We start from the raw sequence: 24,130 nt of genomic DNA on the forward strand, positions 1-24,130 counted from the left end.
GCCTTTCTTTTTATTATGCTGGTTTTTCTTGATTTCCAGTACTTGTTGTAGATTCTGTGGTTTCCTTTTCTGAAGCTGATTCAGCAGGTTTAGAATCTGTTGCGTTGCTCGGTTTGTTTTCGTCACTGGCAGTTTCACTGTTAGATTCCGCAGCTGCTGATGTCTCAGTTTCGGGACTTGTCTTATCACCATTTGCCTCAGCATTTGTTGCTGGACTTGCTTCTTCACTCGCGCTTGATTTTGACTTGATTTCTTGATTCAAGATCAGAATAGCTTTTGTCAATTCAAGTAAAGCAGCTTTATCTTTACTCTTAGCAGAAAGTTGATCTAGTAGAGTATCCACCTTATCAAAGTCCTCATCAGAACCCTTATTGTTTTCTAAGTAAGCGTGAAGTGACATGAGGATATCGTAAAGTTTTTGATAGAGTACAAGTGTCTGAGGATCTTGCTCAGCATTTTCTTTCTCTTGTTGAAGGGCACTAGCGATACGAGTCAAGACATCTTTCACCTGGCTGTTTACTTCATCCAAATCTGCATCAGCCTTGTTTGTAGCAGCTTTGAGATTTTCTACTTCTTCTGCCAAGGATTGTCTGATTCCTTCTTCTTGGATTTGTTCCAAGAGTTGAGTTGCCTTGCTCAAAAGACTTTCTACTTGTTCCTTGCTGATATGATTCATATGCTCTTCAGGCATAAAGTCTCCGTACAATTCTTTCAAGAAGCCATAAATAGCTGTCTTGGCACTTTGATTATCAACTTTTTCAGTATCTAGAACTGTCTGACTTGATTTCGCAGTAGTTGGCTGAGCTTTCAAAGCTTCTTCCACTTCTTGTTTTGCCTGATAGATACTTGGGAATAATTTGTTCAATTCTGCTGCCTTAAGGAAGGATTGAGATTGATACAAGGTCCAAGTCAACTGAGCTACTTTGTTCCGAAGTTCATCACTCAAACGACCGTCATTTACGTGTTCGTAGAAGTACTTGATGTATTCTACAGTTGTAACACCTGTTCGATCATTAAAGTCTTGAAGAGCTTGAAGTTGTGATTCAACCGCTACTAAAGCAGCCTCATCTTTAGCCAATTTAGCTTCTTGGAGTCGAACGAGAAGGTCTTTCTTAGGAAGTCCATAAGAGTCTGTATCCAAGGTATTGATTTTATCAATCAAGGCCTGATATTTCTTATCTAGAGCGCTTGTTTCAACAGGTTTGACACTTTCATCAATATGGATATATTGCTTATCAAAGAGATCCAGTGTCGCAAGATAACCTACTGTAGAGTTAGTTGCCAGTTTCTTCATGTTTTCAGTAAACTGACCTAAGGCTAACTCAATTTGTCTTTGTTCGATAGGCTTGTCTTTGTAGATACTTCTGCTATCAGCTAGAAGTTGATCTACTTTCGCCAAGACTGCCTTCTCATCAAAAGCTCCAGGTTGATAGTTGGATTGGAGGGCTGGAATCTTGTTTTTCAGAGCTACTTCATAGCCCTTCGTTTGAACCTTGATGTAGTGATTGTGGTCGCCATGAGGAATCACAAAACTTCCATTTTCCACTTGCAAGCTATAAGGAGACACCCCATCTCGCAAAGCAGTCGTATAGAGTTCATTTAGGAAATCAAGTTCTGGATTGCCAGTTTGTAGCGGCAAACGAACATGTTCCTTACGAACAGCATATGGATGAATATGAGTTGGATCGTAGGCTTGGTCTGGATTTCCAAAGACAAAGAATCCGTTTGAAATTCTAATAGCTTCAAGTGGAACGCCGTAGGTCTTAGAAATGTAAGCAATTTTTTCTTCATCGCTAGCATCTCTTGAGAAAGACTCTACTGTTTTAGCAAGAGGTTTTACAGGCTCTGCATCATGGTGTGTTTTCAAATGGTCTTGGGCGGCCTTAATTTGCTCTGCTGTCAAATCTTTCTTGAAGAAGTAATGATTGTGGTCTCCGTGACTCATGACAAAACCTTGCTCATCCTCACTGATGACACGATCGGCATCAAAACCGTGAGCATGGTCTTCATCATGTTTGTGACCATGATTATCGTTATCGTGTTCATCATCATGGGCTGGGCTTGGTGTTACTGGCGTTTTACTTTTCAGATAATCTTGGGCGGCCTTAATTTGCTCCGCTGTCAAATCTTTCTTGAAGAAATAATGATTATGGTCACCGTGACTCATGACAAAGCCTGCCGCATCTTCACTGATAATTCGATTGACATCAAAATCATGACCATGTTCATCATGGTGATGACCGTGTGTATCTTCATCTTGATTATCATGAGCTGGATTTGGTGTTGCTGTATTTGCACCTTTCAAGTGATCTTGCGCTGCCTTAATTTGCTCTGCTGTCAAGTCCTTCTTGAAAAAGTAATGATTGTGGTCACCATGACTCATGACAAAGCCTTGTTCATCCTCACTGATGACACGATTAGCGTCAAAACCGTGATCATGGTCTTCATCATGATGGTGTCCATGATGATCTTCATCGTGATCGTCATCATGAGCTGGATTTGGTGTTGCTGTATTTGCCCCTTTCAAGTGGTCTTGCGCTGCCTTGATTTGATCAGCAGTCAAATCCTTCTTGAAGAAGTAATGATTATGGTCGCCGTGACTCATGATAAATCCTGCTTCATCTTCAGCAATAATACGATTGGCATCAAAGCCGTGTCCACCTTCTTCATGTTCATCATGTGAATTTCCTGGATTGATTGGAAGAGATGGCGAAGGTGTTGTTAGACCATTATTTGGAAGAGTCGGTTGACCAATTTGATTCGACTTAGGAATGTAATGGAAATGATCACCATGTCTGACGATATAAGCTGTGGCTGTTTCTTCGACAATATCTTTAGGATTAAAGATATAACCATCAGATGTTGAAGAGATAGTCTTATTTGTAAGCAAGGAAGGATGATTTAAAGTAGATGGACTGCTTGAAAGACTTCCAAGACTAGACGCTACTTCATGAGGTTTTTCATTTGTAGAAACTGTAGAACCAGTTCCACCGATAGGCACCATTCTGGCAATCTTTTCTTCTAAAGGAGAGAGCTTGCTGTAAGGAATAAAGTGATAATGGTCGCCATGCGGAATCGCAACTCCATTTGGTGTACGGCTGATAATCTTAGCAGGGTCAAAAACCAGACCGTCTGATTCACTGTAACGTTGGTCACTAGGTGAATCATAGAGTTCTTTCAAAAGACTTTGGAGATTTTCAGCTTTATTTGCTGGCTTGCTAGTTGAGCCTTGTGCTACAGATTGCGTGTTATTGTCACTAGCTGCTGAAGAATAGCTTAACTGACTCGGTTGCGTATTTTTCCCAGCCAGATGAGCTTTAGCAGCTGCTAATTCACTAGCAGACAAATCACTTTTTGGAATATAGTGGTAGTGACCTCCGTGAGGAACTATATAAGCATCACCAGTATCTTCAATAATATCAGCTGGATTAAAGACATAACCATCATCTGTCGTATAGCGTCCCTGAGACCTTGCTACAGCAACATCTGAGCTGACCTTCTCATTATCTTTGACATGTTCTTGTTTTTGTCGGTTGATTTCGTCTTTAGTTCGAATATTATCAGCATGAGCTGCATCTTTCAGATAGACATAATATTTTCCATCGACCTTGATGATATAACCACCCTTGACTTCATTGACAATATCTCCATCCTTAAGTTGATAATTTGGATCCTTCATCAAAAGTTCTTCACTAAAGAGGGCATCATAAGGAACTTTCCCATTATAGTAATGATAGTGATCACCGTGTGACGTTACATAGCCCTGATCTGTAATTTTGATGACAATTTGCTCAGCCTGAATTCCTTCTTTTTGACTGACCTGATCTGGTGTCAGGTTTTCAGTTTTCTGACTTGACTGGCTACCATCCACATAAGAGACACGATTATTGTCCTTATTTTCCTGCGATCGATGCTGGTTCAGTGCATAAGCACAAAGACTCAAGGATACGATAACAGCTGATCCAGCTGCTATATATTTTTTACTGAATTTCATAAATCCCTCATTTCAATAAATGATGAAGCTATTTCTTAACTTCTTTTTCTCGGTTAAACAATTTTTCTAAACCGGTTATTTAACCATTTAATTAACCAGTAAATAGTTTACCTTTTTTTAGCTTATCTGTCAAGATTTTTAGTGAAAGAGAATAAAATTATTACTTTAAGAATCCTTTCTTCATTTTTTAGACAGGAAATTTCATCTTTTTATTAACAAATAAAAGGACATTATTCTATCCAATAATAGAACAATATCCTTTCAACTAGATGCTCATTAGTCAAAATATTCTAAGGTTTTATTTGCTTAAGAGTTTTAATATCATAGGTTACTAAATCCCCATTCTTATTATAAAACTGAACTCCTTCTGATGAAAAAATAAGATATTTAGAATCAATTTGAGCAATTTGTGCTATTTGATTTATATGATTTTTTAAAGTATCCTTATCTAATCCATAATCTGGTATATCATCATAATCATCTTCTTTATTTTCTGCATGTGATTTTTCTTCTTCACCAACTTTTTCGACTGAAGGATTGCTGCTAGTCGCATCTGCCTCATTTTGAGATTTATTATCCTTTGGTTGTTCATCAACTTTGTTTGAATCCGTTGCATCTTTCTTTGTTTCCGATTTCTTATCTGAAGAAACTAGATGTGAATTAGAAGAATCATTTGTTGTTTCTTTTTCTTCATTTCTTTTAGCTATCAACTCTTGAGCTTGTTTCCACTCTTTATCTGATAAATCAGACTGATTGATACTTCTCAATGAATCACCACTAGCTTTTGGAATACTGAAAGATTTATCTGCCCAAATATAGGTTCCCTTTGCCAATACATCCTGAGGATCAAAAATATATCCATCAGGAGTTGCAAACTTGCCTTCTTTAAGTGCTTTCTGAACTTCTTCCGCAGAATGGATAATTTGCCAGTTCTTCATTCCAGGACGTTTTTCAAGAGGAGTTACATTAGCAATAACAGATCCAGCATCATCATGACCTGGTTTTGACCAAACTTCAGGACGCACATCAGGATGTTGCATTACATATTTTATAGTTGCTATTTGCTCACTATTTAACCAAGAATAAGGTACGACGTGAATGTGATCGATATGCGGAATAATGAAGGAAGTTCCAGTATCATACGTAGTATTGGCTGCATGCATAGGCAAGCTAGATACATCAACAGCTAATCTTGGTTTAATTTCTGTTTCTACAATATCATAACGATAATTATCTTTATCTTTAAGCATTAGTTCCTGCTCAGAAAAAGCTATTTGAGTAAGATCGAGTTCTTCACGTGAATAAAAATAATCTTTACCACCTTCATTAATTATATAACCAACTTTACTATTTCTAGAAACTTTACTAGTTACTTTTTTATAATCAAACTTTGGTCTTTCCTTCTCATCTGAGTGAACTGAAGAAACGATGTCATCGGGATTTTTACCAGTTTCTTGAATCCATTTAGCAACTTCATCCAATTCGAATTGTTCTAATTCACCATATCCCATATAATGGAAATGATCACCGTGTTTGGCAATAACACCTGATTTATCAACAGAATCGATGGAATCTTTGGTAAATATGTATCCATCACTCGTATCATAAGGTTTACCATCTAAACCTTTTCCATAAGCTTTGATTGGTTGTCCTAAGAACTTATGAACTACTTCTTTTGATACTAAAGGTTTAATATCTGTACCAATTTGATTTAATCCATTTTGCCCTTTTAACGGAATAATTCTAGCAATCTTCTGCTCTAAATCAGTCATTTGTGAATAAGGGATAAAGTGATAATGGTCTCCGTGAGGCACTGCTACACCGTTAGCTGTACGTTTGATGATTTGTGCTGGGTCAAATACTAATCCATCAGACTCCACATGGCGTTCTGACAAAGGTTTGGCATATAATTCACTTAGAAGTGTTGAAATGTCTTCCCCTTGACTTTGATGATATGTTGGAGTAACAGTCAGATTTGGAGTCTCTGTCAAACTTGGTTGGGCTGGTTTAGCATTATCACTACTTGGTTTACTTGAGTTTGTAGAAGAATGAGAACCCTGTTTACCATTCCAATAAGCTTGGGCAGCAGCCAATTCTCCTGCTGACAAATCACTCTTAGGAATATAGTGGAAATGATTGCCGTGCGGTACAACAAAAGCGTCACCTGTATCTTCAATTACATCTGTCGGACTAAAGACATACCCATCATCCGTTGTATAGGCGCCTCCAGTTGCTCGATTCGGTGCCGGCGTATTGAGATTAAAGTTTGGTTTAATGGTTGAACTTGGTGTTGAACTTGGTTTATCGGTACTGCTTGGTTTCGTATTGTCAGATTGACTTTGAACTGGCTGACCTCCAATTGGTAGATTTCGAGCCAATTTTTCTTCCAAAGCAGACATTTGCGAATAAGGAATGAAATGGAAATGATCCCCGTGAGGAACTGCCACACCATTGGCAGTACGTTTTGTAATCTGTGCTGGGTCAAATACTAATCCATCAGACTCCACATGACGTTGGCTAAGTGGCAAAGCGTATAATTCTTGAAGGAGACTAGCTAAATCCTCACTTTGACTTTCAGAATCTGTTGCAGGATTTTGAGGTGTATCAGATTGACTCGTTCTAGCGCTAGATCTTGTTTCTCCCCTGCTAGAACGATATTCAACCGTACTTAATTGGCCGCCTTTTCCAGATAAGAAGGCTTGGGCAGCAGCTAATTCACTGGCAGACAAGTCACTCTTAGGAATATAGTGGAAGTGATTGCCATGAGGAACAATATAAGCATCACCCGTGTCCTCAATGATATCAGATGCATTGAAGATATACCCATCATCTGTTGTATAGCGTCCTTGAGCTCTGGCTGCAACTACTGCCTGATCGTTAGAACCACCTCCGTGATTACTACTGTGTTCCTGCTTCTGACGTTTAATCTCTTCTTTTGAACGAATATTGTCCGCATGGGCGGCATCCTTAAGGTAAACATAGTATTTACCGTCTACCTTAATTACATAGCCACCCTTGATTTCATTGACAATGTCTGCATCCTTCAACTGATAATTCGGATCTTTCATGAGGAGTTCTTCACTGATGATGGCATCATAAGGAACCTTGCCATTATAGTAATGATAATGGTCTCCATGAGAGGTCACATAACCTTGATCCGTAATTTTGATAACAATTTGTTCGGCGTTGATTCCCTCTCTCTTACTAACTTCATCTGGTGTCAAGTTCTCTGCCTTTTGACCAACCTGATCACCGTCTATATAAGCAACTCGATTCGAATCTTTCTTAACTTGACTAGCTTGGTAACGACCAAGCTCATAGGAACAAACACTTAGGGCAAGAACTGCCACCGAACCTACTAGATATTTTTTATTAATTTTCATTCTTTCCTCTTTTCTTAAATATATTTGATTCTCCACAAAATGATGAACCAGTTAATTAACTAGTTAATAGTTTACTCTTTTTAGTATTGCTTGTCAAGAATTTTTCGTATATACATAATAAAAATGAAAGCCTCTTTATCGAGACTTTCATTTTTCATTAGTTGATTTTTCCTTACTTACAGATGGAGGATTACTTTCTTTTTAACAACGCAAGTAATTTTTCTGCTTCTGCCATGATACCATTATTATCCATGGTTTGGAGACTCAGATTATTTCGTAAACCAGATAGGCTCTCTGTCACATTGTCTTTCAAACTAGCATCCGTTACTTTAGCAAGTAGAGCTTCTACTTCTTTGAGTTTGGCTTCTACTTTTTCGGTTTCTACTTGAGGTACTTCAGCTTCGTCTGTTGTATCTTTAGATACTTCTTCTGTCTCGTCTTCATCAGTGCTCGGTTTATAAAGATTATCTACTGAAGGGGTTGAACCTGTATGATTTTCTTTTTCATTGGATTCAGGACGGGTTGACTCGACTGATTCATGATGATCTTCCTTATCTTCATCAGATTTACTGTCTTTGTCTGCCTTATTTTTACGAACATGGTCGCTGGCATTTCCCCAACCATTATCTGAGTGAGGACGTTCTTCAGGATGTTCAACATAATATTTTACAGTCGCAAAGAGATCCTCAAGGCTATAACCCTTAGGTGCTTCATAGAGTCCTTCGTCAAACCAACCAAATTTAATGTTATGGTAATGGTCGTAATGAGGTATAATTAAGCTACCATTTTTAACTTCAACAGTATGTTGTAGATTGTAAGGAATATAATCAAGTGGGACCTTCTTAGCTGCTTTCACTTTATTATAGATTGCTTCTACTCCTTTAACCTCAGTATTTCCTGAACCCTGATTCTCTGTTGAAGGAGGTATCAAACCTTTCTCTTTAGCATAAGCCTGGGCTGCCACTCTTTCAGCTTCAGACAAGCTCTCTTTCTTAATCCAATGACTATGGGTCATATGCGGAGTTACATAAGCATCTCCCTCATCACTGGTAATATCACGAGTGTCAAAGATATAACCATCTTCTGTTGTGTACTTGCCTGCTAATTTCGCTAATTTAATTTCATCGTCTGTATAAGCAATTTGAGAATTTGGTTTTCCAAGTCGCTCTGGATGGGTAATTGGTGCTAAGAATGACAATAAATCATCTACCAATTTTCCTTTATTAGAAGATTCATCATTCAAACGTTCTGCTAATTTGTCTAAGGCTTGGAAATCAGAAGTACGACCCTTATTTTCAGACAAGGCTTTATGAGCCTCGGCCAATAAATTATATGCTTTATCATAAAATTCTTGGTCACGAGGAGCGACATTTTCTTTCTTCGCAACTAGGGCATGTGTCTCTTGAGTTTTCTTTGACAAGAGATTTTCAATAGCGTCAATCTTATCCTTAGCTAAGTCTTTAGCTAGAACATAACGACTAGCGCCCTTATCTTCGATAATATATCCATCACCAACTTTTCTAACAACCTGGTTGACATCAAATTCTGTCGGTTTATTTTCCACTGGTGCTAAAGGTTTGGTAGTAGGGGCTGGCTTTAGAGGAGTAACACTTGGCAAGACACTGCCATTTTGTCCCTTAACAGCTATCATACGAGCCAATTTTTCTTCCAGCGGTGACATTTGTGAATAAGGGATAAAGTGATAATGGTCTCCGTGAGGCACTGCAACACCGTTAGCTGTACGTTTGATAATTTGTGCCGGATCAAAGACTAGACCATCCGATTCCACATGGCGTTCTGATAAAGGTTTGGCATACAATTCACTTAAAAGTGTTGGGATATCTTCCCCTTGGTCTTGATGATACGTTGGGGTGACAGTCAGGTTTGGAGTCTCTGTCAAACTTGGTTGGGCTGGTTTAGCATTATCACTACTTGGTTTACTTGAGCTTGTAGAAGAATGTGAGCTCTGTTTACCATTCCAATAAGCTTGGGCAGCAGCCAATTCTCCTGCAGACAAATCACTCTTCGGAATATAGTGGAAATGATTGCCGTGCGGTACAATAAATGCGTCTCCTGTATCTTCAATCACATCTGTCGGACTAAAGACATACCCATCATCCGTTGTATAAGCGCCTCCAGTTCCTCGATTTGGTGCCTGCGTATTGAGATTAAAGTTTGGTTTAATGGTTGAACTTGGTGTTGAACTTGGTTTATCGGTACTGCTTGGTTTCGTATTGTCAGATTGACTTTGAACTGGCTGACCTCCAATTGGTAGATTTCGAGCCAATTTTTCTTCCAAAGCAGACATTTGCGAATAAGGAATGAAATGGAAATGATCCCCGTGAGGAACTGCCACACCATTGGCAGTACGTTTTGTAATCTGTGCTGGGTCAAATACTAATCCATCAGACTCCACATGACGTTGGCTAAGTGGCAAGGCATACAATTCTTGAAGAAGACTAGCTAAATCCTCATTTGGGCTCTCCGGAGCTGTAGCAGGATTTTGAGGAGTTTCAGATTGACTCGTTCTTAGAGTAGATCTTGTTTCTCCCCTGCTTGAACGGTATTCAACGGTACTTAATTGACTACCTTTTCCAGATAAGAAGGCTTGGGCAGCAGCTAATTCACTGGCAGACAAATCACTCTTCGGAATATAGTGGAAGTGATTGCCATGAGGAACAATATAAGCATCACCCGTGTCCTCAATGATATCAGATGCATTGAAGATATACCCATCATCTGTTGTATAGCGTCCTTGAGCTCTGGCTGCAACTACTGCCTGATCGTTAGAACCACCTCCGTGATTACTACTGTGTTCCTGCTTCTGACGTTTAATCTCTTCTTTTGAACGAATATTGTCCGCATGGGCGGCATCCTTAAGGTAAACATAGTATTTACCGTCTACCTTAATTACATAGCCACCCTTGATTTCATTGACAATGTCTGCATCCTTCAACTGATAATTCGGATCTTTCATGAGGAGTTCTTCACTGATGATGGCATCATAAGGAACCTTGCCATTATAGTAATGATAATGGTCTCCATGAGAGGTCACATAACCTTGATCCGTAATCTTGATAACGATTTGCTCGGCATTAATACCTTCTTTTTTACTGACTTCATCAGGTGTCAAATTCTCTGCCTTTTGGCTTGGTTGGTTGCCATCGATGTATGAAACACGGTTATTTTCTTTTACAGTTTGAGCTTGATGCAAACCTAGTTCATAAGCACAGACACTTAAAACAAGTGCAGCTGCTGACCCAGCTAGATATTTTTTATTGATTTTCATAATCTCCTCATTTCAATTCTTCTGCTAAAATACTCATATTTTCTTCAAGATTTTCTAAATAAGTCTTGTCATTTTGTGGGTCAGCCTCTAAAGGATTCAGAGTTTTTAGCCCCACACCTGTTGATTTGACAAGAGTTTCAGCTACTTTCGAAGAAGCATTACTTTCTGTAAAAATCGTTTTAACCTTATAGGTTTTAACAAATTCCTGAATTTCTGTTAGTTGTCTTGGACTTGGTTCTTGTTCTGGAGAGATACCTGCGATTCCAAGTTGATTGAGTCCAAATCGCTTAGCTAGATAAGAAAAGGCTGTATGCTGTGTTACAAATGTTTTCTGACTCGCTTTTTCGAATTTAGGTTGGAATTTCTTAGTCAATTCTTGAGCTTTTTTGATAAAGGCTTGCGCATTTTTTTGATAAGTTTCTTTGTGTTCACTATCAACCTCTGAAAGTTTATCAGCAATAATCTGAGCTTCTTCACCAGCTTTGTCAGGATCTAGCCAAGTGTGAGGATCATAAAGCGTTTTTTCATCAACTCCATCACCTGCTTCCACATCTTCTAGACCAAGGACTCGATCCAATGTCATTCCTTCAGAAGCTTCTAAAACTTTAACTTTGGATTTTTTTAGATTGGGATCCAGACTTCCTGCCCAAGATTCGAGCGTATGCGAATGGTAAACAAAGACATCTGCATCATAGATGGCTGCGATATCATTTGCTGAAGGTTCAAAGGAGTGAATCCCACTACTTGACTGAATCATCCGAACATCATTCAAGTCACCAGATACTTCCTTGACCATAGCATAGACAGGATAAAAACTGGTTACAATTTTCATCCCTTTCCCAGTCTGACTTTCCTTTTGGCCACAAGCCCCTAAACACAAAAGAAAGACACTTACCAATACTAAAAATAAACTCTGTTTTTTCATAAACAACCCCTTAACTATTTAATTAACTGGTAAACATTCTACTCCTAAAAATTTAATCTGTCAAGCTATTTTAAGAAAAAAATTGAAATTTCTTTCACATATAAAAATCTGCTGAGTTTCAACAACTCAACAGATTCTCACTTTATATACTCAATGAAAATCAAAGAGCAAATTAGGAAGCTAGCCGCAGGCTGCTCAAAGCACGACTTTGAGGTTGTAGATAAGACTGACGAAGTCAGCTCAAAACATGTTTTTGAGGTTGTAGATGAAACTGACGAAGTCAGTAACCATACATACGGCAAGGCGAAGCTGACGTGGTTTGAAGAGATTTTCGAAGAGTATTATTCTTCTAAGGTAGAATGCTTATAACCATAAGTGAAGTAAATCATACTTCCTACTAACAATGCAACTAGGAAAGCAACCCAAGTTTCCATATTATACTGTAACATAAAGGATAAACAAATGATGATTGATAAAATTGGTAACAGAGGTACCAATGGTGTTTTAAACTCGCCCGCTTTGGGCATTCCTTTTTCTTTCCGTAAGCGAATCAGACCATAAGCCAGCATGATCAAGTAAGCCAAGGTACAAATATTTAAGAAGGCTGCGATACTAGCAAGAGGGAACATTCCTGCTGCTACTGCTGAAGCTAGACCTGTCAAGATAGTAGCATTTTTTGGTACCTTGCTTGTTTTGGTCAGTTCTTTAAAGGCAGCAGGTATCAAGCCGTCACGCGCTAAACTGTAAATCATACGTGATAGGGCATAGGTCATCGAAATACAAACTGTAATCAAGGTCAAGATAGCCACTAATGACACATAGTTGGCTGCCCAACTAATCCCAACACTGCGAAGAGCAAAAGCAACGGCATCGTCGACATTTAGATGACTATAGTGAACCACACCAGTCAAGACAAGAGTCACCAAGGCATAAAGAATGGTTACGATTGAAAGTGATAAGACAATCCCTCTCGGAATATTTTTTTGAGGAGTCTTGACTTCATCTACAGCCATAGAGATGGATTCGAAGCCTAAAAATCCAAAGAACATTAAGGACGCACCAGCCATAATACCAGTACTAGCACCATAAATTTGACCAAAACCATAAGGAGCGAAATTGCTCCAATTATCAAGCTTGATATGCCAAATTCCTACTAAAACAAAGAGAGCTAAAGCGGAAAATTTCAAAATAACTAAAATTGAATTAAAGCGTAATGCTGCTTTAGCATTGAGTAGAACAAGCGAGGTCACCAAGACCAAAACAAGAAAATGATAATAATTGTTCCCATGGTATAGCGAAACCAATTGGCATAGAGAATATTACCAAAGTAACCAGCACCAAATCCTAGAATAAAGAAAATAAGAGAAATACCTGCAATAAAGCAAAGTGTTCGAATCAAGCCTGACCAGGCAACTTTTCTTCCAAACAAGGAGAAGCTTTTTGCACTTTCCTGATCATCCAGCAAAATTCCAGTGTAAACTGGTAACAGAGGAAAAATACAGGGAGAAAAGAAGGACAAAATCCCTGCTAGAAAAACGGAGATTGAAAATACTATCGTTTCCAATAAAGAACCAACTTTCTTAAGATTTCTAATCCTATTTTACTATAATCAATTTTATTTGTATGATTTCCGCTACGCAAATTGAATTAGCCTATACATGAATAGTCATTTCTGCCACTAGTTAATTCAGATTTTGCCCCAAAAATGCCCTAAGAACACAAAAAAGCCCATCACACAAGCTCAAATGCTTGATATGACAGGCTTTTTAAAGGCTGATTATTTAACAGCGTCTTTAAGAGCTTTACCAGCTTTGAATGCTGGAACTTTAGAAGCTGCAATTGTGATTTCTTTACCAGTTTGTGGGTTGCGACCTTTACGTGCAGCACGCTCACGAACTTCAAAGTTACCAAAACCGATCAATTGAACTTTTTCACCAGCTGCAAGGTAATCAGCTACTGCTGCGAATACAGCTTCAACTGCTGCTGCTGAGTCTTTCTTAGTCAATTCTGTAGCTTCTGCTACTTTAGCGATCAAATCTTGTTTGTTTGCCATGTTAATGATTCCTCCAATTTAATTTCTAATTAACAATTATAATCATATCCTAAAATCCCTTTTAGGTCAAGTTAAAAACGCTATTTCTTCCCATTTTATTTATTTTTTTAAGAGTAGTAACGTACTAAAATAGCCCAAGCGTTCTCACCCGTGTGAGTTTGAATAATAGAGCCCGTTTCCAAAACTGAAATTGGCTTTTCAACATAAGCTTGTAAGCTTTCTTTCATCTCTTTTGCCCAATCAGCACTACCAGAATATGAAATTCCAATCTCTGCTACAGAACGTCCAGAAAGAGAATTTGTCAGCTCATCTAACCATTTTTTAAAGGTTTTAGCTCCACGACCTTTAACAATTGGTTGCAATTCATGGTTCTTCATCTGCATAACAACACGGATGTTAAGGAGCGAACTCAATAATCCAGTTACACGGCCAATTCGTCCACCTTTGACAAGATTTTCCAAAGTTGAAACACCAATATAAAGTTCTGTGTGGTTTTTAACCTCTTCTACATGAGATAAAATTTCCTCCAACTCTTTTCCTTCTTGTGCTAACTTCGCAGCTTCAACAACTTGGAATTTCAGTGCTTGGTCAGTGAAGGAACTATCAATAACTGTCACATCGGCAGTAGATAAGCTAGCACCTTGGCGCGCTGCTTCTACAGTACCAGAAAGAGCATGGGACATATGAATAGCAAGAATCTGGCTACCATCCTTGCATAGGTCTTCAAAAACTTCAGCGAAGACACCTACAGGCGGTTGACTGGTTTTCGGAAGATTCTTACTTGCTTGCATCAACTGAAGAAATTTACCTTCTTCTTTCAAATCAGCATCAGAATAAACAACATTATCAATCATTACAGATAATGGAACAACAGTAATATCTAATTGATTTACGAGTTCTGGTTCAATAGTAACAGATGAATCGGTTACAATCTTAATTTTTGTCATAGTGTCAATCTTTCTATTTTAGGATTCAGATTGGTTTTCTTACTTCTAATTATATCAAAAAAAGATTGAAAATCCTAATGGAGTCATTCAATTTTTTCTTAAAAATTTGATATAATCTACTTATAAGAAAAGAGGTGTTCTATGATTAAAAAAATTTACCCCATTTTTACCATTTTACTAGGTGCCGCTATTTATGCTTTTGGGCTGACTTATTTTGTAGTTCCTCATCATCTCTTTGAAGGAGGGGCGACAGGTATTACCCTCATCACCTTTTATCTTTTTAAAATCCCTGTTTCCCTCATGAACTTGCTGATTAATATTCCTCTTTTCATCCTAGCTTGGAAGATTTTTGGAGCAAAATCTCTCTATTCTAGTTTACTAGGAACCTTAGCCTTGTCCGCCTGGTTGGCTTTTTTTGAGCGTATTCCCCTTCATATTGATCTTCAAGGTGATTTACTGATCACAGCCCTTATAGCTGGGATTCTATTGGGAATTGGGCTCGGAATTATCTTCAATGCTGGTGGGACAACTGGTGGAACTGATATTGTAGCTCGTATTATCAATAAATACACTCATATATCTATGGGAAAACTGCTTTTTATCTTAGATTTTTGTATTCTCATGCTTATTCTCCTAATCTTTAAGGATCTGAGATTAGTTACCTACACGCTCTTATTTGATTTTATCGTTTCTCGTGTTATTGATTTGATCGGCGAAGGTGGCTATGCAGGTAAAGGATTTATGATTATCACAAAACGTCCTGACCAACTTGCTAAGGCGATTAATGATGACCTAGGTAGAGGCGTTACTTTCATCTCAGGTCAAGGTTATTATAGTCGAGAAGATTTAAAAATCATTTACTGTATTGTCGGAAGAAATGAAATTGTTAAAATGAAGGAAATGATTCATCGAATCGATCCTCAAGCCTTTATAACTATTACAGAAGCCCACGAAATCCTTGGAGAAGGATTTACCTTTGAAAAAGAATAAAAAGAGGTAATGTACTGAATTGATTTCTTTTAGAATCTACAATAATAACGTGAAACAATGATAATTTCTCCATCAAAGTAATCCTTTAAATCTTCTGTCGTGAGAGTATCGAATTGACTACTAAAATCAAGAAGATATAATTCCTCTACACCCTCTCGTTTTTACTTTCTTTCACGTTCAGTAGAGTTCAAAATATGTAAAAACAATTCCGAATGATAAGGCTCTAAAGCAATCTTTAAAGATTCATTAAACATCATAACCACGATAGGCAACAAATCCTTCCTCGTAGCCTTGTTGGTAACACGAAATAATTATTTATCAGATAGTTTGCCAATATCTTTGTGGTTTTTATAGAAATAGTAGTAAATATAAAATAATTATTTCATAATGATATCTATTTCTGTAACAGAAAATCTGAAACATATTTTTTACCTGAAGTGTAACAGTGTAGAAAGTTCATTTTTTTGAAATGATTATAAAGTACAATATATTGAGGTAAGAATTTTAAAGCCAGAAAAACGCATTATATCAGGCACTTAAAAACTTGATACAATGCGTTTATTTAATATGAAAAGATCTACTAGATTCTTTAGAAATGAACTTCCAGTAGCCTTTTCACTTTTTATTAATAAGTCCCTTCTTCACCTTGGCTAGTCAAGATTACCGGACCATCTTTAGTAATGACAAATTGGTGTTCATACTGACATGACAATCCACCGTCAATGGTCTTATGCGCCCAGCCAGTTTTCATATCTGTATCGATTTCCCAGTCACCTGTATTGATCATCGGTTCAATGGTCAAGACCATACCTTCACGAAGACGAAGTCCACGACCTGCAATACCATAGTTGGGAACCATTGGCTCTTCGTGCATAGTTGGGCCAACACCATGACCAACCAAATCTCGCACTACACCGTATCCACGACTTTCAGCGTATTCTTGAATAGCCGCACCGATATCACCGATACGATTTCCAACAACAGCCTGCTCAATCCCCTTATACATGGCCTCTTTAGTTACATCCATCAAGTTTTTCACTTTTTCGGACGGTGTACCAACAGCATAAGCCCAACAAGAGTCTGCTAGGCCACCAGAATAGCTCTGAGTGTATTTTTTCATTTGCTCCACATTGTTGAAATTTAATTTTGAGACATTCAGGTCAGATTTAGCAATGGGACCTCCCAAAACCATGTCAACTTTGAGCAAATCACCATCTTTCAAGATATAGTGACGAGGGAAAGCGTGAGCTACTTCATCGTTAAGAGAGCAACAGGTAGCATAAGGATAGTCCATCATGGCACCGTCAACTCCAATCTGAAGCGGAAGGAAATTTTCTTCCTTACAACGACGGCGAACGTATTCTTCAACTTCCCACATATCTACGCCTGGCTTAATCAAATCACGCAAGCCGATATGAATACTTGCTAGAAAATCACCGGCCTTATCCATAGCTTCGATTTCACGAGCTGATTTTAATGTTATCATTTTTTCTCCTAGTTTCTAATTAATTTTAACAGTCACATTTGCTTTTGAAACAATCTGATGACCATGATAAATATCGTAATCAATAATAGCTGACCGTCTCGTATGATGGATAATGCGTGCTTGAATGCGCAATATATCATCTATCTGAACAGCCTGCAAAAAGTAGATTAGCATCTGCTCAATAATAAGATTGCGACCACTATTCACAACTAAATCTTGAGTCATGTGGGTCAGAATTTCTGCCAATACACCATTAGCCAAAACACCGTTCTTCTCTAGCATAAAGGGTTCCACGGTAATCACTACTTCATCATGGTGATAAGAAAGTTTTTGACCAATCTGCTCAGAAAAAGTAGGTAGAGCAGAAACTTGGGAACGACTCATCTTCGCCATGACATCTCGTCTGGTTACAACCCCAAGCAAGGTTTGATTATTTCGAACAACCGGTACCATTTCAAAGTCTTCTGCAATCATCCGTTGACTCACATTGGCAATATTTGTCGATAATCCAACTAAAAATAGACTACGAGACATGACCTTGTCAATTGTGGTGCTTGGTGACTTATCACCAGCGTCTCTCATGGTAACAACCCCAACAACAACCTGATGTTGATTGATAACTGGGAAACGACTGCTACGATTCTTACGTACTAAGTCCAAATAATCTTTAACAGTGTCAGTCTCTCTCAGAAAACCATACTCATGACTCGGACGGTAAAGTTTCTCAACTGTCAAAATATCTGTTTTGATTTGAACATTTGACAAGGCTTTATTGATCATGGTCGCAACAGTGAAAGTGTCATGTTTGCTTCTTAAAACAGGAATTCCTTTTTGATTGGCCAGTTTAAGCACATCATCATGAACCTGAAATCCACCTGTAACCAAGACTGCATTTTCATTTTCCAAGGCTAGCAACTGAATACGCGTTCGGTCTCCGACAATCAAGAGCCCCCCATCGTGAAGGTAAGACAAGATATTTTGTTCAGTCATGGCACCAATTGAAAACTTACTAAATTCTCTCTCTAAACCTTCTTGCCCAGCCAGAACCTCAGAAGAAGTCACTTCTGCAATTTCAGCAAAAGTTAATCTTTCAATCGCAACTTTCTGTGATTTGACGCGGATTGTTCCACTTCTAGGACGGGTCTCCACAATTCCACGGTTTTCAGCTTCTTTAATGGCCCGATAAGCCGTTCCATCACTGACTCCTAGATGGTTGGAAATGCTTCGAACACTGACTCTTTTACCAACAGGTAATTCTTCCAAATAACTTAGAATTTCTTGGTGTTTACTCATTAATTTCTCCCTTTACAAAGCGAAACTCAAGATAATCTCGCATTTTCCTTGTATAGCGATCACTTCCTTTAAACTGACGGAACAAACGAAATCCAGACTTAAATGCAACTCTTTGACTAGCTTCGTTTTCAAGGTGGGTAATAATGGATAATTGTTTTAAACCAAGTTCCTCAAAAGAAAGCTGACAAAGTTTTTTAACAACTTCTGTCATGAAACCTTTAGACCATGAATCTCTTCTTAAAAAATAACCAAGTTCTGCTTCTTTTTTTATTTCATCTAGCTTTTCAAACTTAATTGAACCAATCATTTTTTCAGTTTTCTTGTCACAAATAGCCCATACACCTAAAGGAGACTTCATAAAATAATTGGCCAGTGCATATTGACTCTCTTCCAAACTAGCTTGACTTGGAAAAATGAATTGTAAATTTTCTGGATTTGAAGCTATCTCATGGAAGTCTTGACTATCACTAAAAAAGAAAGGACGCAAATACAAGCGATCCGTTTCAAAAAAAGAAAACATTGCTAATTTGGTCCAAATATTCATAAACACCCCTACGGTTTATTCTTCAACAAGTGTAATATCTGCTCCTAGATTACGTAATTTTTCAATAATATCTGAATAACCACGTAAGATGAACTCAATATTTGTAATTTCAGTTTTGCCTTCAGCCATTAAACCAGCAATGACAAGTGCGGCCCCAGCTCTAAGGTCAGTAGCTTTTACATTTGCACCACGCAAACCACGTCCACCAGTATATAAAATATGGTCGTTTGTAGTCGTAATATCTGCGTCCATCTTTGCTAGTTCAAAAACATGGTTTACTCGTTTTTCATAAATGGTATCAATAATGGTACCACGCCCCTCTGCTGTTAACAAGAGTGGAGTAATTGGTTGTTGCAAGTCAGTAGCAAAACCAGGATAAGGTGCTGTCTTAATATTGATTGCTTTCAAATTAGACTGTTCTTCGACAAAAATACTGTCTTCAGATACAGTCATTCTCACACCCATCTCTTCCAACTTAGCGATGAATCCTTCTAAGTGTTCGTATAATACATTGTTGATACGAATTCCCTTACCGACTGCAGCAGCTAAGGAAATATATGTTCCTGCTTCAATACGGTCTGGAATCACCTGATGGCGAGTTCCGTGTAATCTTTCAACACCATCAATAGTGATAATATTAGTTCCTGCCCCACGGATATGGGCACCCATATTATTCAAGAGAGTGGCAACATCAATAATCTCAGGCTCACGGGCTGCATTTTCAATAATAGTACGCCCATTTGCTTTAACCGCAGCAATCATCGTATTAATCGTCGCACCGACACTAACCGTATCCATGTAAATACTTGCACCATGAAGTCCCACATCTTTAGCAGATAACTTCATGTTATCTCCCTCGTAGCTAACAGTAGCTCCCATTGCTTCAAAAGCCTTTAGGTGTAAGTCTATAGGACGTGGTCCCAAATCACATCCACCAGGCAAACCAACTGTAGCTTCCCCAAAGCGACCTAAAAGACTTCCATAAAAATAATAAGATGCACGAAGACTGTTGATTTTCCCATAAGGCATTGGAATATTTTGAACACCTCGTGGATCAATCTCTAACACATCGTCATAACGCTTAACGGTAGCACCCATTAACTCCATGATTTCGACAAGACTAGCAACATCGGAAATATCTGGAACACAATCCAAAGTCACCACATCATCAGCCAAAATAATAGCTGGAATTAAGGCCACAACGCTATTTTTAGCACCGCTAATAGTGATTTCACCTTGCAAGGGTAATCCACCATTGATAACAATTTTTCTCATTCTAAATTTTTTATGCTCTTTCAAAATTTCTAAAAAGGTCCTACATTAAAGTATATCATAAATTCACCCTTTTTTCCATCATTTTCAATTATATTAGCTGAATCGTATTTATTGGTAAATGAGATGTCTTGAAATGTTTTGCCCCTTTTTTGCCCCCTAAATACAAAAATAGCCCTTCGGATAAAATCCGAGGGGCTTAAAACGTTGTTAAATCAACGGCCGAACTTTTGAATTTCAAGGTTCGGGATAAAATAGTTCAGTGAACTATTTTATTTTTTAAGGTTGTAGAATGATTTCAATCCACGGTATTCTGCTACTTCACCAAGTTGGTCTTCGATGCGAAGCAATTGGTTGTATTTAGCGATACGGTCTGTACGTGAAAGTGAACCTGTTTTAATTTGTCCTGCGTTAGTTGCAACTGCAATGTCAGCGATTGTTGAATCTTCAGTTTCACCTGAACGGTGTGATACAACGGCAGTGTAACCAGCTTCCTTCGCCATTTCGATAGCGTCGAATGTTTCAGTAAGAGTACCGATTTGGTTAACTTTGATAAGGATTGAGTTAGCAGCACCTTCTGCAATACCTTTTTCAAGGTAAGAAGTGTTTGTTACGAAGAAGTCGTCACCAACCAATTGAACTTTGCCACCAAGACGTTCAGTAAGAGCTTTCCAACCGTCCCAGTCGTTTTCATCCATACCATCTTCGATAGTGATGATTGGGTATTTGTTTACCAATTCTTCAAGGTAGTCGATTTGTTCTGCAGCAGTACGTACAGCTGCTCCTTCACCTTCAAATTTAGTGTAGTCGTAAACTTTACGTTCTTTATCGTAGAATTCTGATGAAGCACAGTCAAATCCGATAAATACGTCTTTACCTGGAACATATCCAGCAGCTTCGATAGCAGCAAGGATAGTTTCAACTCCATCTTCAGTTCCTTCAAAACGAGGAGCGAATCCACCTTCGTCACCTACGGCTGTTTCAAGACCACGAGATTTAAGGATTTTCTTAAGAGCGTGGAAGATTTCAGCACCCCAACGAAGAGCTTCTTTGAATGATGGCGCACCAGCAGGTACGATCATGAATTCTTGGAAAGCGATTGGAGCGTCAGAGTGAGAACCACCGTTGATGATGTTCATCATTGGAGTTGGAAGAACTTTAGTGTTGAATCCACCAAGGTAGCTGTAAAGTGGGATTTCAAGGTAGTCAGCAGCAGCACGAGCTACAGCGATAGACACACCAAGGATTGCGTTTGCACCCAATTTACCTTTGTTAGGAGTACCGTCAAGTGCGATCATAGCACGGTCGATAGCTTGTTGGTCACGTACATCGTAGCCGATGATTGCTTCAGCAATGATGTTGTTTACGTTGTCAACAGCTTTTTGTGTACCAAGACCACCGTAACGAGATTTGTCACCGTCGCGAAGTTCAACTGCTTCGTGTTCACCAGTAGAAGCTCCTGATGGAACCATACCACGTCCGAAAGCACCTGATTCAGTGTAAACTTCTACTTCAAGTGTTGGGTTACCGCGTGAGTCTAGGACTTCGCGAGCGTAAACATCAGTAATAATTGACATTTTTTACTCTCCTTATGAGTTAAATTTTTTACACCTCTATAATACCTTAAAAGCCCTCCTTTTTCAAGAAAAAACGTTATCTTTGTGCAAATTTTCCTTAACTTTATAAAGTAATCGCTTTCTTTTGTCTGTTTTATTCTAACTTTTATGATATACTGTTTTCATGACAGATTTATCAAAACAATTACTTGAAAAAGCTCATGGTGGGCCAAAATTAAATCCAGATGAGCAAAGACGCTATCTTGGCACTTTTGAGGAAAGAGTTCTTGGATATGCAGATATTGACACAGCAAATAGCCCTCAGTTAGAAAAAGGCTTTTTATCTATTTTAGAAAACCTTCAGCAAAAAGCAGAACCACTATTTGTGAAGATTTCACCAACTATCGAATTTGACAAACAAGTTTTCTACTTAAAAGAAGCAAAAGAAACTGATAGTCAAGCTACCATTGTATCTGAAAAGCATACTTCTTCTCCTTTTGGCCTTATTATCCACACCAATGCACCAGTTCAAGTAGAAGAAAAGAACCTTCGACTTGCTTTTGCAAAACTTTGGGAAGTTAAAAAGGAAGAACCAGCCAAAACATCCATCTGGAAGAAATGGTTTGGCTAAATCTTGCGCATATTTAATAAATGCCCTACATTAGCAGCCGTGTGCTCCAAATAGAGACTGGCATTTTTCAAACTCTCTTCTAGAGGTTCACTTTTCTCCAAAATAGAAAAGGCAGCTTGGATATTTTCAAATGGTAGGGAAGGTAAATCTTCAGCGAGACTACCGCAAATAGCAATAACAGGAACTCCGACAGGGGTTCTTTTTGCTACGCCTATAGGCGCTTTCCCAGCAAAGCTTTGACAATCTAGTCTTCCTTCTCCAACAATAACCAAGTCAGCATTTGAAACTTTCTTATCAAAGTTGATTAGGTTCAAGCAGGTATCAATTCCCGACACGATATTTGCCTGAGCAAAGGCACACAAACCGCCAGCAATGCCTCCACCAGCTCCTGCTCCTTTAATTTCCAATGTTGCAGGTGAGACTTTTTCATAAAAATCTTGGATTGCCTGATCTACGGCATCAAACATAGTAGGATCTAGGCCTTTTTGTTTGCCAAAAATATAGGTCGCACCTTGAGGACCACATAAGGGACTCACGACATCTGCTAAAATACGAATTTGAACATCTTCAGAAATTTCATAGCGATTTTCTGTTGAAACAGAAGCTAATTTTAGTAAGGATTGACCGCAAGCCGGCAAGACATTTCCATCCTTATCATAGAATTGATACCCCAATCCAGCAGCGATCCCAATTCCTCCGTCATTACTGGCCGTACCACCAACGCCGATATAGATTTCTTTAATCCCTTGAGCAATGAGATGACGAATCAACTCTCCAATACCACGAGTTTGTATTTGAAGTGGATTTCGTTTCTCTAGCGGAATTTTTCCAAGGCCAACCAAGTCGGCAACTTCAAATAATGCCAGTTGACTTTTTTGAAAATAGCGCATGGCTTCTTTTTGTCCAAAAGGTCCTGTCACTTGGATCCATTTTTCTTCTAGGTCAAGAGAATGTCGGATAGCATCTACAGTACCTTCTCCCCCATCACCAACAGGGCAGAGGAGACATTCTACATCTGCTATCGATTGTTGGAAGCCTCTTTTTATTGCTTCAGCTACTTGTTGAGCGGACAAGCTTTCCTTAAATGAATCTGGTGCAATTACAATCTTCATATTTTCCCTCATTCTAAACAGTCAATCAAAGGAAGAACTTCTAAAAAATCCCTCTTGTCAACATGATTCGGTATTTCTTTTTTGAGTACTTCTTTGCCACAAAAGGCGATTCCCAATCCTGCCGACTTCAACATAAATAGATCATTGGCCCCATCTCCGATTGCAACAGTTCTTTCTCTAGGAAGTTGCAGTTCCTTTCTCCATTGTTCTAGAGTATCTTTTTTGACCTGGGGACTGATAATTTGTCCAACTAATTCCCCTGTTAGAAAGCCACCTTTGACTTCAAGTTGGTTGGCAGAAAAATAGGCAATTCCAAGAGATTTTGCTAATCTCTCAACTATTGGAGAAAATCCACCGGACACCATACCAACTAGGATAGCATTCCTTTGGAGAATAGAAATGAATTCCTGGGCATTTGGCGATAGATGAATAGAATTGAAGACTGTATCAAAGACCGAAATAGGAAGGCCTTCCAACAAGAAAACTCTGTCTCGTAAACTCGTTTCAAAATTCAACTCTCCTCGCATTGCCTGACTTGTAAGCTGCGCAATTTCCGCCTCACGACCTGCCTCTCTTCCCAACAAATCAATCACTTCTTCTAGGATTAAGGTGCCGTCAACATCCATGACACACAAGCCTTTTACTTGGGACATCA

The 24,130-nt window shown here is 38.6% G+C and carries 16 protein-coding genes and 3 pseudogenes; 3 read left to right on the top strand and 16 right to left on the bottom strand.

Features of this window, described 5'->3' with window-relative positions; genetic code table 11:
* Positions 1-13: 13 nt before the first annotated feature.
* The 4 genes from M1G05_RS03160 to adcAII all read right to left on the bottom strand — a co-directional run bounded on the left by M1G05_RS03160 (position 14) and on the right by adcAII (position 11,591).
* Positions 14-3,994: a pneumococcal-type histidine triad protein gene (locus tag M1G05_RS03160; protein ID WP_247953088.1), complete on the bottom strand. Its 3,981-nt coding sequence runs from the start codon at positions 3,992-3,994 to the stop codon at positions 14-16.
* Positions 3,995-4,284: 290 nt separating this feature from the next.
* The gene (locus M1G05_RS03165; RefSeq protein ID WP_247953089.1) at positions 4,285-7,377 is read right to left on the bottom strand and encodes a pneumococcal-type histidine triad protein; all 3,093 of its coding nucleotides are present in this window, start codon (positions 7,375-7,377) and stop codon (positions 4,285-4,287) included.
* A gap of 190 nt (positions 7,378-7,567) precedes the next feature.
* Positions 7,568-10,666 (bottom strand): pneumococcal-type histidine triad protein, encoded by a 3,099-nt coding sequence (locus tag M1G05_RS03170; protein WP_247953090.1) that lies wholly within the window; start codon positions 10,664-10,666, stop codon positions 7,568-7,570.
* 7 nt (positions 10,667-10,673) lie between these two features.
* Positions 10,674-11,591 (bottom strand): metal ABC transporter substrate-binding protein, encoded by a 918-nt coding sequence (gene adcAII / locus M1G05_RS03175; protein ID WP_247953091.1) that lies wholly within the window; start codon positions 11,589-11,591, stop codon positions 10,674-10,676.
* Between the two features lie 153 nt (positions 11,592-11,744).
* On the opposite strand from adcAII, the gene M1G05_RS03180 reads away from it, so the two are divergent.
* The gene (locus tag M1G05_RS03180; protein WP_247953092.1) at positions 11,745-11,960 is read left to right on the top strand and encodes a hypothetical protein; all 216 of its coding nucleotides are present in this window, start codon (positions 11,745-11,747) and stop codon (positions 11,958-11,960) included.
* Here M1G05_RS03180 and M1G05_RS03190 read toward each other — a convergent pair.
* The 4 genes and pseudogenes from M1G05_RS03190 to M1G05_RS03200 all read right to left on the bottom strand — a co-directional run.
* Positions 11,933-12,856: pseudogene (locus M1G05_RS03190) on the bottom strand (APC family permease); the annotation flags it as partial. The gene M1G05_RS03180 and the pseudogene M1G05_RS03190 sit on opposite strands and share 28 nt — an antisense overlap.
* 2 nt (positions 12,857-12,858) lie before the next feature.
* Positions 12,859-13,155, bottom strand: a pseudogene (locus M1G05_RS10055) (cytochrome c biogenesis CcdA family protein); the annotation flags it as partial.
* Positions 13,156-13,368: 213 nt separating this feature from the next.
* A complete protein-coding gene (locus tag M1G05_RS03195) occupies positions 13,369-13,644 on the bottom strand; it encodes an HU family DNA-binding protein (RefSeq protein ID WP_001284637.1) in 276 nt (91 codons plus the stop codon).
* A 107-nt stretch (positions 13,645-13,751) separates the two neighbouring features.
* On the bottom strand, positions 13,752-14,591 hold the full coding sequence (locus M1G05_RS03200; protein ID WP_247953093.1) for a DegV family protein: 840 nt from the start codon (positions 14,589-14,591) through the stop codon (positions 13,752-13,754).
* Between the two features lie 141 nt (positions 14,592-14,732).
* Here M1G05_RS03200 and M1G05_RS03205 point away from each other — a divergent pair, with 141 nt between their 5' ends.
* Complete coding sequence (locus tag M1G05_RS03205) at positions 14,733-15,581, top strand: YitT family protein (protein WP_084887238.1); 849 nt, start codon at positions 14,733-14,735, stop codon at positions 15,579-15,581.
* Between the two features lie 53 nt (positions 15,582-15,634).
* On the opposite strand, the pseudogene M1G05_RS03210 reads toward M1G05_RS03205, so the two are convergent.
* The 6 genes and pseudogenes from M1G05_RS03210 to eno form a co-directional block, all read right to left on the bottom strand.
* Positions 15,635-15,892: pseudogene (locus M1G05_RS03210) on the bottom strand (nucleotidyl transferase family protein); the annotation flags it as partial.
* 314 nt (positions 15,893-16,206) lie between these two features.
* Complete coding sequence (locus M1G05_RS03215) at positions 16,207-17,067, bottom strand: methionyl aminopeptidase (RefSeq protein ID WP_084887236.1); 861 nt, start codon at positions 17,065-17,067, stop codon at positions 16,207-16,209.
* A 15-nt stretch (positions 17,068-17,082) separates the two neighbouring features.
* Positions 17,083-18,360 carry a CBS-HotDog domain-containing transcription factor SpxR gene (gene spxR, locus M1G05_RS03220; RefSeq protein WP_050242919.1) on the bottom strand — a complete coding sequence of 426 codons (1,278 nt, stop codon included), beginning with the start codon at positions 18,358-18,360 and terminating at the stop codon, positions 17,083-17,085.
* Entirely contained in the window at positions 18,353-18,904 is a 552-nt protein-coding gene (locus tag M1G05_RS03225) for a GNAT family N-acetyltransferase (protein ID WP_084929602.1), read from the bottom strand. Before M1G05_RS03225 ends, spxR begins: the two co-directional genes overlap by 8 nt.
* A 15-nt stretch (positions 18,905-18,919) precedes the next feature.
* A complete protein-coding gene (locus M1G05_RS03230) occupies positions 18,920-20,179 on the bottom strand; it encodes a UDP-N-acetylglucosamine 1-carboxyvinyltransferase (protein WP_045611736.1) in 1,260 nt (419 codons plus the stop codon).
* Positions 20,180-20,448: 269 nt separating this feature from the next.
* A complete protein-coding gene (gene eno, locus M1G05_RS03235; RefSeq protein WP_000022821.1) occupies positions 20,449-21,753 on the bottom strand; it encodes a surface-displayed alpha-enolase in 1,305 nt (434 codons plus the stop codon).
* 163 nt (positions 21,754-21,916) lie between these two features.
* On the opposite strand from eno, the gene M1G05_RS03240 reads away from it, so the two are divergent.
* The gene (locus M1G05_RS03240; RefSeq protein WP_247953094.1) at positions 21,917-22,363 is read left to right on the top strand and encodes a DUF1694 domain-containing protein; all 447 of its coding nucleotides are present in this window, start codon (positions 21,917-21,919) and stop codon (positions 22,361-22,363) included.
* Here M1G05_RS03240 and M1G05_RS03245 read toward each other — a convergent pair.
* Together M1G05_RS03245 and serB are read right to left on the bottom strand one after the other, a co-directional pair.
* Entirely contained in the window at positions 22,360-23,475 is a 1,116-nt protein-coding gene (locus M1G05_RS03245) for a glycerate kinase (RefSeq protein ID WP_203213176.1), read from the bottom strand. The two genes, M1G05_RS03240 and M1G05_RS03245, sit on opposite strands and share 4 nt — an antisense overlap.
* A gap of 8 nt (positions 23,476-23,483) precedes the next feature.
* A complete protein-coding gene (serB, locus tag M1G05_RS03250; protein WP_247953095.1) occupies positions 23,484-24,128 on the bottom strand; it encodes a phosphoserine phosphatase SerB in 645 nt (214 codons plus the stop codon).
* Between the last annotated feature and the right edge of the window lie 2 nt (positions 24,129-24,130).

The organism is Streptococcus mitis (assembly GCF_023109515.1).
GTDB classification, from domain to species: Bacteria; Bacillota; Bacilli; order Lactobacillales; family Streptococcaceae; genus Streptococcus; species Streptococcus mitis_CS.

Excerpts from the sequence above, each read along its gene's own strand:
- M1G05_RS03205 (WP_084887238.1), top strand. The coding sequence starts at position 14,733 with ATGATTAAAAAAATTTACCCCATTTTTACCATTTTACTAGGTGCCGCT.
- spxR (WP_050242919.1), bottom strand. The coding sequence starts at position 18,360 with ATGAGTAAACACCAAGAAATTCTAAGTTATTTGGAAGAATTACCTGTT.
- eno (WP_000022821.1), bottom strand. The coding sequence starts at position 21,753 with ATGTCAATTATTACTGATGTTTACGCTCGCGAAGTCCTAGACTCACGC.
- serB (WP_247953095.1), bottom strand. The coding sequence starts at position 24,128 with ATGTCCCAAGTAAAAGGCTTGTGTGTCATGGATGTTGACGGCACCTTA.
- M1G05_RS03215 (WP_084887236.1), bottom strand. The coding sequence starts at position 17,067 with ATGATAACATTAAAATCAGCTCGTGAAATCGAAGCTATGGATAAGGCC.
- M1G05_RS03245 (WP_203213176.1), bottom strand. The coding sequence starts at position 23,475 with ATGAAGATTGTAATTGCACCAGATTCATTTAAGGAAAGCTTGTCCGCT.
- M1G05_RS03160 (WP_247953088.1), bottom strand. The coding sequence starts at position 3,994 with ATGAAATTCAGTAAAAAATATATAGCAGCTGGATCAGCTGTTATCGTA.
- M1G05_RS03200 (WP_247953093.1), bottom strand. The coding sequence starts at position 14,591 with ATGACAAAAATTAAGATTGTAACCGATTCATCTGTTACTATTGAACCA.
- M1G05_RS03230 (WP_045611736.1), bottom strand. The coding sequence starts at position 20,179 with ATGAGAAAAATTGTTATCAATGGTGGATTACCCTTGCAAGGTGAAATC.
- adcAII (WP_247953091.1), bottom strand. The coding sequence starts at position 11,591 with ATGAAAAAACAGAGTTTATTTTTAGTATTGGTAAGTGTCTTTCTTTTG.
- M1G05_RS03195 (WP_001284637.1), bottom strand. The coding sequence starts at position 13,644 with ATGGCAAACAAACAAGATTTGATCGCTAAAGTAGCAGAAGCTACAGAA.
- M1G05_RS03180 (WP_247953092.1), top strand. The coding sequence starts at position 11,745 with ATGAAAATCAAAGAGCAAATTAGGAAGCTAGCCGCAGGCTGCTCAAAG.
- M1G05_RS03170 (WP_247953090.1), bottom strand. The coding sequence starts at position 10,666 with ATGAAAATCAATAAAAAATATCTAGCTGGGTCAGCAGCTGCACTTGTT.
- M1G05_RS03225 (WP_084929602.1), bottom strand. The coding sequence starts at position 18,904 with ATGAATATTTGGACCAAATTAGCAATGTTTTCTTTTTTTGAAACGGAT.
- M1G05_RS03165 (WP_247953089.1), bottom strand. The coding sequence starts at position 7,377 with ATGAAAATTAATAAAAAATATCTAGTAGGTTCGGTGGCAGTTCTTGCC.
- M1G05_RS03240 (WP_247953094.1), top strand. The coding sequence starts at position 21,917 with ATGACAGATTTATCAAAACAATTACTTGAAAAAGCTCATGGTGGGCCA.